Source organism: Tolypothrix sp. VBCCA 56010 (assembly GCF_050875635.1).
Lineage (GTDB): Bacteria > Cyanobacteriota > Cyanobacteriia > Cyanobacteriales > Nostocaceae > Hassallia.
In genome coordinates this window covers 12,594-27,630 of record NZ_JBPAOH010000105.1, presented here as the reverse complement: position 1 = coordinate 27,630, position 15,037 = coordinate 12,594, and the positions used below count along the sequence as shown (strand labels likewise).

At 42.9% G+C, this 15,037-nt stretch carries 11 protein-coding genes and 1 pseudogene; 10 read left to right on the top strand and 2 right to left on the bottom strand.

Annotated features, from left to right (window positions below):
- A partial coding sequence (locus AABK37_RS28030; RefSeq protein ID WP_432554771.1) for a hypothetical protein occupies positions 1–293 on the top strand: 293 nt, incomplete at its 5' end.
- A gap of 160 nt (positions 294–453) precedes the next feature.
- On the opposite strand, the gene AABK37_RS28025 is transcribed toward AABK37_RS28030, so the two are convergent.
- Positions 454–906, bottom strand: coding sequence for a hypothetical protein (locus tag AABK37_RS28025; protein ID WP_432554770.1), 453 nt, complete (start codon positions 904–906; stop codon positions 454–456).
- Positions 907–985: 79 nt separating this feature from the next.
- Positions 986–1,570 carry an Npun_F5749 family FMN-dependent PPOX-type flavoprotein gene (locus AABK37_RS28020; protein ID WP_432554769.1) on the bottom strand — a complete coding sequence of 195 codons (585 nt, stop codon included), beginning with the start codon at positions 1,568–1,570 and terminating at the stop codon, positions 986–988.
- A gap of 149 nt (positions 1,571–1,719) precedes the next feature.
- Between AABK37_RS28020 and AABK37_RS28015 the strand changes: the two are divergent.
- The 9 genes and pseudogenes from AABK37_RS28015 to opcA all read left to right on the top strand — a co-directional run.
- Positions 1,720–2,091 (top strand): annotated as a pseudogene (locus tag AABK37_RS28015) (ribonucleoside-triphosphate reductase, adenosylcobalamin-dependent); the annotation flags it as partial.
- Between the two features lie 655 nt (positions 2,092–2,746).
- Positions 2,747–4,573 (top strand): group II intron reverse transcriptase/maturase, encoded by a 1,827-nt coding sequence (gene ltrA, locus AABK37_RS28010; protein WP_432554768.1) that lies wholly within the window; start codon positions 2,747–2,749, stop codon positions 4,571–4,573.
- A gap of 21 nt (positions 4,574–4,594) precedes the next feature.
- The gene (gene nrdJ, locus AABK37_RS28005; RefSeq protein WP_432554774.1) at positions 4,595–7,618 is read left to right on the top strand and encodes a ribonucleoside-triphosphate reductase, adenosylcobalamin-dependent; all 3,024 of its coding nucleotides are present in this window, start codon (positions 4,595–4,597) and stop codon (positions 7,616–7,618) included.
- A gap of 188 nt (positions 7,619–7,806) precedes the next feature.
- Positions 7,807–8,025 (top strand): hypothetical protein, encoded by a 219-nt coding sequence (locus AABK37_RS28000; protein WP_432554767.1) that lies wholly within the window; start codon positions 7,807–7,809, stop codon positions 8,023–8,025.
- A 443-nt stretch (positions 8,026–8,468) separates the two neighbouring features.
- Positions 8,469–8,753, top strand: coding sequence for an RNA recognition motif domain-containing protein (locus tag AABK37_RS27995; protein ID WP_432554766.1), 285 nt, complete (start codon positions 8,469–8,471; stop codon positions 8,751–8,753).
- Positions 8,754–9,455: 702 nt separating this feature from the next.
- Positions 9,456–10,505, top strand: coding sequence for a class 1 fructose-bisphosphatase (gene fbp / locus AABK37_RS27990; protein ID WP_432554765.1), 1,050 nt, complete (start codon positions 9,456–9,458; stop codon positions 10,503–10,505).
- A gap of 194 nt (positions 10,506–10,699) precedes the next feature.
- The gene (gene tal / locus AABK37_RS27985; RefSeq protein ID WP_432554764.1) at positions 10,700–11,845 is read left to right on the top strand and encodes a transaldolase; all 1,146 of its coding nucleotides are present in this window, start codon (positions 10,700–10,702) and stop codon (positions 11,843–11,845) included.
- Between the two features lie 121 nt (positions 11,846–11,966).
- Positions 11,967–13,496, top strand: coding sequence for a glucose-6-phosphate dehydrogenase (gene zwf / locus AABK37_RS27980; protein WP_432554773.1), 1,530 nt, complete (start codon positions 11,967–11,969; stop codon positions 13,494–13,496).
- A gap of 97 nt (positions 13,497–13,593) precedes the next feature.
- On the top strand, positions 13,594–14,967 hold the full coding sequence (gene opcA / locus AABK37_RS27975) for a glucose-6-phosphate dehydrogenase assembly protein OpcA (protein ID WP_432554763.1): 1,374 nt from the start codon (positions 13,594–13,596) through the stop codon (positions 14,965–14,967).
- The last annotated feature ends 70 nt before the right edge of the window (positions 14,968–15,037 follow it).

Below are 15,037 nucleotides of genomic sequence, written 5' to 3'. Positions count from 1 at the left end.
AGATTACCGGAAAGCTACGTGATACGGAAACGGTCATGCGTAGTTTGGAGGGGGGTGGTTGGAAAAGTGCCAATATTGGTAACTCGCTGGCTGCCTACCCTACTTCACGCACGGTTTTGAAGACCAACGGGGTTGGTGACAACCTCGTTGAGTTTAATGCTTTAGCTACCCTGTCAACTAATGTAACTTTTAATAATCCTAAAGCTTATAGAAAAGCTAAAAAGCAATTAGCTAGGTTACAACGGCAGAATATTGAGATAGGCAACGAAAAAAAAGAATTTCTACAGTCATGATTCAGCCTTTTTAACTTTGATAGTCCTTCTATACGAACAAATAAGGCAGGAAGTAGTGATAGTGAAGCCAATGATCGTAGAATGATTGATTTTCTAAGCTTTTCTCGCTTGAGGTAACTGACCATACCGCTCGATGTAGATTCTGGAGGCTTGGCGATCGCTATGCTGGCGAGAATGCCAACGTGAGCATAACGAGCGTTAGGAAGGCAGAGCCAGTAATCCCTAGTGTTCGCGGCCAGTTGTAGCGGATCAGTTCCCCAATCACTCTTTCCTGCTTGCCACCGTTCTCCAGTCGGTAATGACGCGGTATCTCTAGCGCCACGGTCACGACCAGCCCTACTAGCCCACAGACTGCATTCGCTAGAGCAATCCACAGTGGTATCGACACGGGACGGAAGAAAATCAGCACGATGGGTAAGAGAAAGCAAGCGAACCCTGGGACAATGACCGGAAGCGGTATTCGACTTAAATAGAACGTGTGATAAGCAACATAGTCATCCGATCCCACCTTGGCGAAAAGCGGGTAGACGACGAGTTGGACAAACCAGATCACACCAAGGTTATAGAGAGCGAGTAGGGTGCAGACCAATAAGAACCAGTGCGAGAAGTCCATGATTTCCTCCTTATCTAAAGTTTTGCAGCTTGAGCAAGCCGAGCATTCAGTCTACCCGATGCCCCATTCCGCATTTCCATCAAGGATTAATTTCTTGACTAAACCACTCTTGCTGCTCGTTTAAGCAGTATAAATATCGGTTTTGTGGATCGCCTTTTAATTCCAGGTGGTCTACTTGTACCGGATCAAGTAGCAATAGGCAGAAATTTGCCAAAGGCTGAGTCGGATCGGGTGGTGGTGGATTAAAAGCTGCTGGATCTTGAACTCTAGGTTTACCAGGATCAGCCCAAGCAAATTGTAACCGCGCATTATCACTTAGCTCTTGCCAAGTGGTGATGCGTGCTTTCTGGAAAACAGAGTCATAATTATCACATCCAACTAAAGTCAAGCTTCCACTGATGCGGAATTGTTCTCGCGTGTTGGGGAAGTACCAGCAAATTTCTGCCCAAGGTTGCTGCCGTATCTGGTCGATTTTTTCGCTGCGGGCATCGGTGATAAATTTTAACTGGTTGGTGTCTTCGAGAAAGCCGCGAAAGACAACGGTACGATTAGCGGGGCGATTATTTGCCCGAAGTGTTGCCAGTTGGAGGTAACGAGCATAAACAAGGTCGCGGTTGCGATGAAGCGCACGAGCCAGAGGCGATCGCCAAGGGGCAACAGACATAATAAAATTCAAACATAAAATTAAAACTTTACTGTAACTCAGTGCAGCCGTTGAGCTAGCGCAAATCGAAAAAAATTGCAATCTTTCGCGTTACATCTACTTGGCGTATAGTCATAATCTGTCGGAGAATAACCAACAATATTTGACTCATGGTTCGAGAACTTGAACTCAAACGCCTTTTGGCAAAGTTTCCAGAAACTGCCCCTGCTGCTAATCCAGTGTTTTTTAGAACTTATAGCCGTGCCTTAAAGGTCGGACAAAGAGAGACATGGGAACAAGTGTGCGATCGCACTCTCACGGGCTTAACCAATGTGGGAAAGCTACGCCCAGAAGACGCTGCTATACTCCAACAAATGCAGCAAAACTTAAAAGCGTTGCCCAGTGGACGCTGGCTGTGGGTCGGTGGTACAGACTGGATATCCAAGCCGAAAAACTTTTCTGGGGGTTATAATTGCACCTCCACCAACCTCGAAGACTGGAATGCTTTCGGATTGATGATGGATCTGGCTATGATGGGTTGCGTGCGATTCGTTGGCTAGAAACCTACACCCACAAGGGCTTTGGAGGATTAGCCGCAAGGTAATACCAATATGGTAAGAACCTTGACAACTTAATAGTCATGTTGGTGACACCAAAGAAGAAATTTTCAGAATAAAAGGATAGAAATATCCAATGATAAATCTGAAAACAATTAAAAACTTTGATGAAGTCCAACCCCCTAAGTGCAAGGGTGAAAGCACTTTCCCTACGGTAGCGACTAGCCATCAATCCGTAAAGCGGGAATGAACGGTGTTAAGAAATTAATCCAGATTTCGACACATCTAGCAAGAGAGTATGGTTAGCTTTGAGCAAATCTACGTTTGAATCATCGTCAGCATATAAAACAGCCTAGTGGATTAACAGGCTGTGCCAAAAGGCAAGGGGAGAGCAACCAAAATACAACCGTTCGGTTTGCACCGCTCGTAACCCCGGTGAACAGTAGAAACCTAACCTCTCAATCAATGACTATTAGGAACGAAGTAACCACATAGATTCTCTCAGGAGGTCGAATACCTGAGTAGGTGCTAACCGGAAGTCCCTATGTGGCGAGATTGAGTCAAAAGCAAATGCCTACAGTAATGCGTAGGATACGCTGACAGACTCACGGTAATCAGATATGTATAGGTACAAGTAGCAATGAAAACGACTAAAACGAGTTTTAAGACTACGGTGGTATGGAACAAAATCAACTGGAAGAAAATTCAGAGGATAGTGTTCAAGTTGCAAAAGCGCATATACAAAGCTGTTCAACGTGGTGATGTCAAAGCAATGCGACGACTCCAAAAAACTTTGATGAAATCCTGGTATGCAAAGCTATTAGCTACGCGAAAAGTAACCCAAGATAATCAAGGCAAGAAAACAGCAGGGGTAGACGGGGTAAAATCCCTCGGATACGAAAGTCGTCTGAGACTAGCAAAGAATCTAAACTTGAATGGGAAGGTTAAGCCAACCCGTAAAGTATCGATTCCAAAATTAGGAACAGACGAAAAACGACCTCTAGGAATCCCGACAATGGAAGACCGGGCAAAACAAGCACTCGCAAAGTTAGCCTTAGAACCACAATGGGAATCCAAATTTGAGCCTAATAGTTACGGGTTTAGACCGGGACGTGCAGTACACGACGCAATTGAAGCTATATATACGGCTTTACATGGTAAAGCTAAATATGTACTAGATGCAAATATATCTAAGTGTTTCGACAATATTAATCATCAAAAGCTACTTGAAAAGCTTAATACATACCCATCAATGAGACGGTTAACACGAAAGTGGTTAAAAGCCGGATATGTTGATGGAAATCAATTGTTCCCGACAAAAGCAGGTACGCCTCAAGGTGGAATCGTTTCGCCTTTACTGGCTAATATCGCGCTTCATGGAATGGAAGAAGTGATTAAGGAATATGCAAATACCCTTCATACTCGTAGGAACTGGGGGAAAAAGCAAAACCGGAATGCATTAAGTTTAATCAGATATGCCGATGATTTCGTGATTCTTCACGAAGATATTAATGTTGTCTTAGGGGCAAAAGCGGTAATAGAAGGTTTCCTAAAAGACATCGGCTTGGAATTAAAACCAAGCAAAACGAGAATCTGTCACACATTAGATAAATATGAAGGTGAAACCCCTGGTTTTGACTTCCTAGGATTTAATGTTAGACAATTTCCCCTAAATGATGGAATGAGCGCACGGGCATCAAATGGAGAAATCCTAGGTTTCCAAACGATAATTCAACCAAGTAAAAACGCAATAAAACGCCACTACAAAGAGATAGCCGATATTATTGATTCCCATAAAGCAGCACCCCAAAAGGTACTAATTTCAAGAATCAACCCAATAATAGAAGGATGGAGAAACTATTATTCTTCAGCCTGCTCAACCGATGCCTTCAGAATCTTAAATCACATGATTTATAAGAAACTAATGGTATGGGCAAAATCCAGACATTACAATAAAGGTACTGAATGGGTTGTTGAGAAATATTGGATTACAGTTGGTAAAGACAACTGGGTATTCGGATATAATAATCCAGATACTAAAGAGAGTTATACCCTTAATAAGCACACACAGGTAGATATTGTACGACACATCAAAGTGAAAGGGGAAGCCTCACCATTTAACGGTGACTTCACTTATTGGGGTTTAAGAACAGGTAAGAGTAAAGAGATTCCATCTTTACTTGCAAAAACACTACACAAGCAAAAGGGAAAATGTGCCCATTACGGTCTTACTTTCACAACGGAAGATAAAATCGAAATTGACCATATACAACCGATTAGCTTAGGTGGTAAAAGAAAACTTGATAACCTGCAAGCATTGCACAAACATTGTCACGACCAGAAAACAGCCAGAGATGGTAGTTTGAACAGTTCCTATGACAAAGGTATGATTATTGAGGAGCCGGATGAGGTGAAAGTCTCATGTCCGGTTCTGAAGACGAGTAGCACTCGCGAGGGTGTTGCTTAGTTTAATGGTACTGGTGCCGTCATCGAACCAAAATATATCAGCCAAATTCCCCCCATCCGCAACCGCTTAAATGTCACCGTTCAAGGTGAAATTGGCAGTATTCCTGTTGAACAGCGTCGGGAATTTACAGAAACCAAAATAACCGGAAATTCCGTCACCATCCACGTTGGAGACAGCCGTCAAGGTTGGGTTGAATCATATCAAACACTTTTAAAACTCTCTAGTGATGAAAGATTTTCAACAGAAGTTGAAGTTATCGTTGATATCAGTGATGTCCGTAAAGCCGGAGAAATTCTCAAGGGCTTTGGTGGCGTTGCTAATCCGGTAAAATTACCTGGACTGTATGAACGTTGTGCATCCATCCTGAATAAAGCTGTCGGACGGCAATTAAATTCAGTTGAATGCTGTTTGTTAATCGATCAAGCAGCGGTAACAATTGTAGCAGGCAATATCCGGAGAAGCGCGGGGATGCGTCAGTTTGATTCAGGCGATCGCCTAGCAGCCACTGCTAAAGATAATTTATGGCAGCAAGATGACAATGGCAACTGGCGAATCGATCCAGAGCGCGATGCACTCAGGATGGCAAACCATACCAGAGTTTTTCACCGCAAGCCAACATTAGAAGAATGTGTTGAGGCTGTCCGCAAACAGTATTATAGCGGCGAGGGTGCAATTCAATGGGCTGGTGAAGCTGTAGCCAGAGCTAATTGCGATTTGCTGTCAACCCAAGCTTTGAAAACTGATTTTTTACAAGCTTACGAACAAGGAACAGCAAAACAGTGGTTGCAAAATCGCTATCCTCAGCTTGATGCGTCGGAATTGGAACATCGTTTAGCTCGTTACGGTTTAAATCCTTGTCATGCAGGTGACACCTTAGTATCTACTAATCAGGGATTAGTACCAATTAAAGATTTAGTTGGTAAACCATTTCAAGCTTTAGTTGATTTGCGTTCTGTAGGATTAGATGGAGTTAGATTAACTGATGCGATCGCTTTTCAAACAGGAGTACAAACAACTTATCTTATTACTCTAGCAAATGGACAGCAAATGAGATGTACTGCTGACCATCAACACTTTACTAATAAAGGATGGGTAGCAACCAAAGACTTAACTTCAGAGCATCATATCTATATTCAGAAAGGTGCAGGATACTTTGGTGAAGGTACTATCACAGTTGAACAAGGGCAAATGATTGGTTGGTGGTATGGAGATGGCTATAATGTCATAATCAAACCACAAAAACATGGCAGAAAACAATCTCATTTTGCAAAGGGTTTTGTTTTCAATCAAGAAGAGTATGATTATGCTTACCCTGTGGTGGGTCGAGCAGTGAAATCTATTACTGGTGTTGAATATGTCAGAAAACTCCACAAAGGAGTATATGAGTTTAGAACTCAATCTCCTTTGTTAGAACAATTTTTTAGTTACCTAGAAATTGATAGTAAAGACATACTACCAGTTAAATTTTTAAGTCAATCACAGGAAGTGCTGATTGGATTCCTCCAAGGAATTTTTAGTGCTGATGGTACTGTAGAAAAAGACTGCCGCCGAATTAAGTTGGTTAACAAATCAAAAGTTTTATTGCAACAAATCCAACTAATTCTGCTCCAACTAGGAATTCTGAGTACAGTGCGCTGTCAGAGGAAAAAAGGTTACAGAGGAGTTTTTTACACCACGGCTGACGGAACTACAAAACTCAGTGCTGACAATGGCTCTTATACTCTTTGTATTCATTCTTTTGGTTACAAGCTATTTCATCAGTTAATAGGTTTTCCACTATCACCAGCGAAAGAACAAAGATTAGAAGAATGGAACGCTAAACTTCTACCAAACTACACAGCAGCAACTATTAATTCTTGTTTCACCGCTCAGATTAATAATGTTGAAGAATTTGGAGAAGAACCTGTTTACGATCTTCATGTTCCTCTCACTCATTCTTTCATTGCTAACGGTTGTATTACTCACAACTGCGGAGAAATTATTGGCGCAAATTTTCACTGTAACCTTTCAGAGGTTCACCTCAATCAAATTGACCCAACTAACTACAAAGAACAGGAGGAAGCTTTTACCGCTGGAGCGCTATCTGTAGCCGCACTTTTACATCACAAATTCATCGAGCCACGCTATCAATACAGCCGCGAATTAGACCCGATTGTAGGAGTTTCTTTCACAGGTTTATTTGATTTCTTTGTTCATGCTTTTGGGGTTGATTGGTTGCGTTGGTGGACAGAAGGAAGACCAGAAAATGCTCAAGGAATAGCGTTTAAACAACAAGAGGAAAAATACCTAACCTCATGGAAAGAAATTGTGCATCGTGTTGTTTGGGATTATTGCGATCGCTATAATTTCAAACGTCCAAATCGCTGCACTACAGTTCAACCGAGTGGAACTAAATCTTTATTAACTGGTGCTAGTCCTGGATGGCATCCCCCTAAAGCCCAAAGATTTCTTCGCAGGATTACTTTTGGCAAAAATGACCCGGTAGCTTTAGCTTGTATTGACTACGGCTATAATGTCATTCCCTCGCAATCTGATAAAGATGAACAGGGCAATTTGTTAAACGATCCCTTCGATCCTAGATGTTCGGAATGGTTGGTAGAAATTCCCGTTGCTGTACCTTGGGCTGATATACCTGGAGTTGATGAAATTGATATTAGTCAATTTAGTGCGATCGCTCAAATGGATTTCTACATGCAAGTGCAGAAATTCTATGTCACGCATAACACCTCTGCCACCATCGAACTGCGGGAAAACGAAGTAGAAGCGCTATCACATCTGATTTGGCAAGCTATACAAAATGATGAAGGTTACATTAGCGCTGCACTTCTGGCACGCTTTGACGATCATCAAACTTTCCCGCGTTTGCCATTTGAACCTATCACCAAAGAACAGTATGAGCATCTACTCAAAGAAGTAGAAATGCGTCGTCAAACTGATGACTTTCATGGTGTCTTAAGTCGCTATGATTCCGGAGAGTTAACGGAAGCAGGACCTGCCGGTTGCGACTCTGATAAGTGCATGATGCCCGAACAAAGTCCAATGTAAAAATAGATAATTAAGTGCGGTGGATGTAATTGCTTTTCTTACACCATCGCTTTGCATTTATATGCGCTTAATATCACGTCTAGGAAATCACACATATTGTAGAGACGTTCCGACGGAACGTCTTTACAACAAGTTACGATAAATTAAGCAGTAGCTTAATTTTTCACACCAACATTAGGAGATTCTTCATGTTCCTTGATGAATTGTCACCAATCTTTAAACAATTTACCCAGCATCCAGGCTCATTTCTGGGCGGATTCTTCTCTGGTTTGCTTCGACTCCAGTTGGCTGACGACCCGGTTAAAAGCTGGCTCAATCAACAGCTAGGCTCAACTAGTTATACTACTTCCACTAGTCTTGCACATAACGGCAGAACCAGCGGTCCTCAGTCAATATCAATTGAGTGAACTTTTGTTGACTAAATAATTTTACATACTATAGAGGCGTTGTATTCAACGCCTCTACTGTCGATAATTAATATATTTTATACATAAAAACAAAGTATGCTCCTAAAGAAGCGCCACAGGTTTAACGGTACTTTGTTTGACAAAAAGATTATAATTATACACGCTAATGGTATCATTTATTAAACATATAAGCGCAACTAATTGTAAATTAAGAGTGTTTGTAAAATCTCATACTTTGAAGAATGACACAATCAGTTATTATATGAGCGTATGCGTAAGTTCAGCCCGATCGCTAATCGATTAGTAGATAATGCAAGCACATTGCTTGCTAATCTCTAACATCCGCGCTTTGGTGACTCGGATGCGAAGAAAGCAATCTTTGAGAAAAGTTAAATTTCTACAGCTGAACTCATCGCTCCTAGTTGAAATTTACGTGATCCCACATGACTATTTACGTTGGAAATCTCTCCTACCGCGCTAGCGAAGCCGACTTAAAAGAAGTATTTGCAGAGTACGGCGAGGTAAAAAGAGTCGTCTTGCCTACAGACCGCGAAACTGGACGACTGCGCGGCTTTGCTTTTGTAGAAATGTCCGAAGAGGCTCAAGAAGATGCCGCTATTACAGAGTTAGATGGCGCAGAATGGATGGGTCGTCAACTTCGAGTTAATAAAGCCAAACCACGCGAGGAGAGCCAACGAAGTAGTTGGGGGAAAAAACAAGACTATTAAAAAGAGGGACTCTTATAGTAGCAAATTGTTTTCTAGTTATGCAAGACGGAAGTCGGGAAAATTAGAAACAATTAACAATTACCATAAATCCAGAGAAGTTTCCACGCGGCAAGTTGTGATGCCGATAGGCAAATGTCACGACTAGTATAACAAGGCAGAAGTCACCAAAAAAGAAGCCTTTGTGCCTATTCTGAATGGTCGCTTTATTTTTGCCCTTACGTACTAGTCGGTTTTTTCATTCTTAAGGATAAGGATATAGCAAGGATCGTCCAAGTGCAGCCAACGTTAAAACAGATGGTATTTTTGGGCGGATATCTTAACAACTTTGCTTGCGATACATCAAGCCACCCTATAGGCGTATTAGTATCTACAGACGAAAAGTCAAGAAATAGAGAAAAATATTTACAAAAATAATTGAATTCTACAAGCTTAGGTAGATTTGCCCAAGTATGACATTATCTAAGGGGCGATCGCGCTTTGGCACAGACCGAAAAAAGCTTGAAATATTTAGTTTATCTAAAATCACACTTAAGTTATCAAATTACCTTTCTAAGATAGAGGCAGCGACAAAATGAAGGCTAAAGGGTAAAGGATGAAAAAAGCTTTGCGGTACAAGCGAACGTATTAATACGTTCAGGCTCAGTTCACACTTTATCCTTTAGTTGACCTCAACCAACCAAAGTCGTTAGGAAGGACTAAAACATGGCTCTATCGCCAGAATCTCTTGAGTTGTCTAACAACGACATCACAGACAAAAGCTTAGATCGTGATTGTACAACTTTATCCCGTCACGTCCTACAGCAATTTAAGACTTTTTCGCCCCAAGCACAGGATTTAAGTGCGCTGATGAATCGCATAGCCCTGGCAGGTAAACTAGTTGCCCGTCACCTCAGCCGTGCTGGTTTAATGGAAGGTGTTCTTGGATTTACAGGGGATGTCAATGTCCAAGGAGAATCCGTCAAAAAGATGGATGTCTACGCCAACGACGTATTTATCTCGGTATTTAAGCAAAGCGGCTTAGTTTGTCGTTTAGCTTCCGAAGAAATGGAAAAACCCTACTACATTCCGGAAAACTGCCCCATCGGTCGCTACACGCTGTTGTACGATCCGATCGATGGCTCATCTAACACCGATACTAATCTCAGCTTGGGTTCAATCTTCGCAATTCGCCAACAAGAAGGAGACGATCTTGATGGTGAGGCAAAAGATTTACTTTCTGATGGACGCAAACAAATAGCCGCCGGATACATCCTGTATGGTCCGAGCACCATGCTGGTATATACTATAGGTAAGGGAGTTCATTCTTTTACCCTCGATCCCAGCTTAGGAGAGTTTATTCTCACCGAAGAAAATATCCAAATTCCTACCCACGGTTCAGTTTACAGCGTAAATGAGGGTAATTTTTGGCAATGGGACGAATCAATTCGCGAATATATTCGCTACGTCCATCGCACCGAAGGCTATACCGCTCGTTATAGTGGGGCAATGGTAAGTGATATCCACAGAATTTTAGTTCAAGGCGGTGTATTTCTTTACCCAGGCATACTTCCCAAGCCAGAAGGTAAACTGCGCTTGCTTTATGAATCTGCTCCTTTAGCATTTGTAATTGAGCAAGCAGGTGGTCGCGCTACTACGGGACTAGTAGATATTTTGGACATAGTACCGAAAAAACTGCACCAGCGCACCCCTTTGATTATTGGCAGCAAACAGGATGTAGCAAAGGTGGAGTCTTTTATTCAAAACGGTCACTAAAACCGCTTGACAAAAACCTTGTTGGGTGCTATTGGCGCACCCCAGTAATTAAATTGAAATTAGTGAGCGCACGGGTAGCGCTTTTTCAAGGGATTATCTCAGATGGTCGATGCAATTGTGTATTGCCAACGCCAAAATTCATTTAGTCAGTATCCACTCGAAGACATAATTAACTGGAGTTAAACAAATCTATCATGACAACTAACCATTTATTAGAGATAAAACAATACGGTCAAAGTATCTGGATGGATAACTTGACTCGTGACCTGATTCAGTCAGGCGAGTTGAAAGATATGGTGGAAAATAAAGGGATCTGTGGGATTACCTCGAACCCAGCCATATTTGAAAAAGCGATCGCCGGAAACGTCATTTATGATGCCGATATAGAAAAAGGCGTCCGCGCTGAGTTACCGACATACAAAATTTACGAATCTTTAGTTTTTGCAGATATCCGCAATGCGTGTGATATTTTACGCCCAGTTTATGAAGCCTCAGATAAATTAGACGGTTACGTGAGCATAGAAGTACCACCTACTATCGCTCATGATACAGAGGCAACGATAGCTGAAGCTCGTCGCTATTATCAAGAAATAGGACGGGAAAATGTAATGATTAAAATTCCCGGTACAAAAGCGGGTTTGCCAGCAGTCCAACAAGTGATCGCTGAGGGGATCAACGTTAACGTCACTCTGTTATTTTCAGTGCAAAGCTACATAAACTCAGCTTGGGCTTATATTAGCGGTTTAGAAGCTAGAGTCAAAGAAGGTAAAGACATTAGTAACATAGCTTGCGTAGCCAGCTTCTTTCTTAGTCGCATTGATAGCAACATTGACAGCAAGATTGATGCTAAGTTGAAGAAAGGCGTTGATGATATTGCCATAGAAGCCAAGTTGAAAGCTGTGAAAGGAAAAGTAGCGATCGCAAACGCCAAGATAGCGTACCAAGAGTACAAAAAGATTGTTGAGAGCGATCGTTGGCAAGCCTTAGCAGCAAAAGGTGCAAAAGTCCAGCGACTTCTATGGGCAAGCACCAGCACCAAAGACCCCAGCTACAGCGACGTGATGTATGTTGATGAGTTGGTAGGTTCCGACACCGTTAACACCCTACCACCAGCCACAATAGAAGCTTGCGCCGACCACTGTGATGTCGCAAATCGCGTTGAGACAGATGTCGATCAAGCTTATCAGCTCATCGAAAGCTTGAAAGACCCCGACATCAACATCGACATCAACCAAGTTATGGACGAACTACTCGTTGATGGTATTGATAAATTTGTCAAGCCCTTCCAATCATTGATGGATTCCTTAGAAGACAAAATCAAAGTCTTGTCACCAGTTTAGGTATTAGGGACTAGGGACTGGGGACTGGGGATTAGGGAAAAAATAATTACCAATCCCAATGCCCCATGCCCTATGCCCTAATCACCAATCGAAAATCTTAAACCCACATCTTGCAATTATTATGGTTAGTCTGCTAGAAAATCCCTTGCGCGTAGGTTTGCAACAGCAAGGAATGCCCGAACCCCAGATCATAGTTATCTTTGGTGCTTCTGGAGACCTTACCTGGCGCAAACTCGTACCAGCACTTTACAAATTGCGAAAAGAGCGGCGCATTGCACCAGAAACTACCATTGTTGGCGTGGCGCGTCGAGATTGGAGCCACGAGTACTTTCGCGAACAAATGCGGAAAGGCATGGAAGAAGCTCATGGAGGCGTGCATCCAGAAGAACTTTGGCAAGACTTCTCCCAAGGATTATTCTACTGCTCTGGTGATATAGATAACCCAGAAAGCTACCAGAAACTTAAGAATTTCTTAAGCGAGTTAGACGAAAAACGCGGAACGCGGGGAAACCGCATGTTTTACCTTTCCGTCTCTCCTAACTTCTTCCCTGAAGCCATCAAGCAACTAGGGGAAGAAAAAATGCTGCAAGATGCCTACAAACATCGTTTGGTAATTGAAAAACCCTTTGGTCGAGACTTGGCTTCTGCCAAGAGCTTGAACCGAGTGGTGCAAAAATATTGTAAAGAAAACCAAGTATACCGCATCGACCACTACTTGGGTAAAGACACAGTTCAAAATCTCCTCGTATTTCGCTTTGCCAATGCGATTTTTGAACCGTTGTGGAACCGTCGATTTGTTGACCACGTTCAGATTACTGTAGCAGAAACCGTAGGCGTGGAAGACCGAGCCGGATACTACGAAAGTTCTGGCGCATTGCGGGATATGTTGCAAAACCACCTGATGCAACTTTACTGCCTCACCGCAATGGAAGCACCCAACGCGATGGATGCCGACAGTCTCCGCACGGAAAAAGTAAAAGTATTACAGGCTACCAGACTGGCAGACATTCAAAATTTAGGGCGTTCCGCAGTACGCGGTCAGTACAGCGCCGGTTGGATGAAAGGTAAACAAGTACCAGGGTATCATGAAGAACCAGGAGTAGCTCCCAAATCCACAACACCTACTTACGTGGCAATGAAATTTTTGGTTGACAACTGGCGCTGGCAAGGAGTTCCCTTTTACCTGCGTACAGGTAAGCGGATGCCGAAAAAAGTTAGTGAAATTTCTATCCACTTCCGCGAAGTTCCTTCAAGGATGTTTCAATCAGCCGCGCAACAAATGAATGCCAACATTTTGACGATGCGGATTCAGCCGAATGAAGGAATTTCCCTGCGTTTTGAAGTCAAAATGCCTGGGGCAGATTTCCGCACACGTTCGGTTGATATGGACTTTAGTTATGGTTCCTTTGGCATCCAAGCAACTTCCGACGCTTACGATCGCCTATTTCTCGATTGTATGATGGGCGACCAAACATTATTCACACGCGCCGACGAAGTAGAAGCCGCTTGGCAAGTTGTCACACCAGCCCTTTCTGTTTGGGATGCACCCGCAGATCCAGCATCAGTTCCCAAATACGAAGCTGGCACTTGGGAACCAGCCGAAGCAGAATTGTTAATTAATCAAGATAATCGTCGCTGGCGCAGACTGTAAAAGGATGAAGGATTAAGGATTAAGGATGAAATTTTTCAACCTTAATGCTTAATTCATACTTCATACTTCGTACTTCATACTTCATACTTCATTTACTATGGTTTCTCAAGCTCCTACTATTTATTCACTTCAAACTCCAAAGGATATTTCGCTCTCAGACGTTGAAGCGGAACTTAGTCAAATTTGGCAAAGTTACGGTATCGGCGATGCAAACGGTGCGCTTCCTGCGGCTACTCGTGCCACGACATTTACTTTAGTGGTGTACGAACCGGAAGAAACTCAATATCTTTTGTCAGCTTCCGGATATTACAACGGTCCGATTGACGGAATTCTCGGACCGCAGATGGAAGCAGCATTACGCGAAGTTCAGAGAACGCATAAACTGCCAGAAACTGGAACCGCAACACCAGAAACTCTCGCCAAATTGCGGGAAGAAGTCGCTAAACGTCATGGCACCGACGCAACGGGGGAAAATGGTTCTAACGCATCTTATACTTTAGAGGCGAGAAGCCCCAGAATCGCTGACGAAATCGCCCTGCGTAACCCTTGCCGAATTATTGCTTTGTGTCCAATAGCAGGCGAAGACGAAGGCGTAAAAGCTCAAGTTTCTGCTTATTGCCCAATTCAAAAGCAGTCCTCAAGTACACTTATTTGCTGCGAATACATCACCCTAACTGGAACTACTGCCGCTTTGGAACGAGTAGGTGGGATGATTCCAGCATTGTTGATCGGGGGCTTACCGAAGTTTCTTTGGTGGAAGGCTACACCAGATCCGAACAATGCTTTATTTAAGCGACTGGCGGCAGTATGTAATAATGTTATCGTCGATTCTTGTGAATTTAACGAGCCAGAAAGCGATTTGCTCAGTTTGCAAGAGTTGGTAGAAACTGGCGTGCCTTTAGCTGACTTGAACTGGCGTCGTTTGTCAGCATGGCAAGAGTTAACCGCAGAAGCTTACGATCCCCCTCTGCGTCGCGCTTCTCTGCGGGAAATTGACCGAGTAACAATTGATTACGAAAAAGGCAATCCCGCACAAGCGTTAATGTTTTTGGGTTGGTTGGCAAGTCGCTTGGAATGGACTCCAGTTTCTTATGAAAAAGAAAGCGGAGACTACCAAATTACTAAAATTAGCTTTCTTGCACAAGACCAACGCCAAGTACAAGCCGAATTAGCCGGTGTCCCCGTCGCTGATGTCGGACAAATTATGGGCGACTTGATTGCTTTGCGCTTGAGTTCGACCAATCCCCAAGCTGACTGCGGTACAGTTATCTGTTCGGAAACTGGTGGCTGTATGCGGATGGAAACTCAAGGTGGTGCCCAATCTTCTGGTTTATTTCAGCAGGTGACTTCACTTTCTGAACAAAAAGCAGAAGTGTTGCTGAGTCAGCAGGTGCAACGTTGGGGTCATGAAGCACTTTTTGAAGAAAGTCTTGCGGTGATAGCTAAGTTTCTGAAATTGGATAATAAGTAATGTTGGTTGTTAGTGGTTAGTCGATAGTGGATAGTTGATAGTGGATAGTGGTTAGTTGATAGTGGTTAGT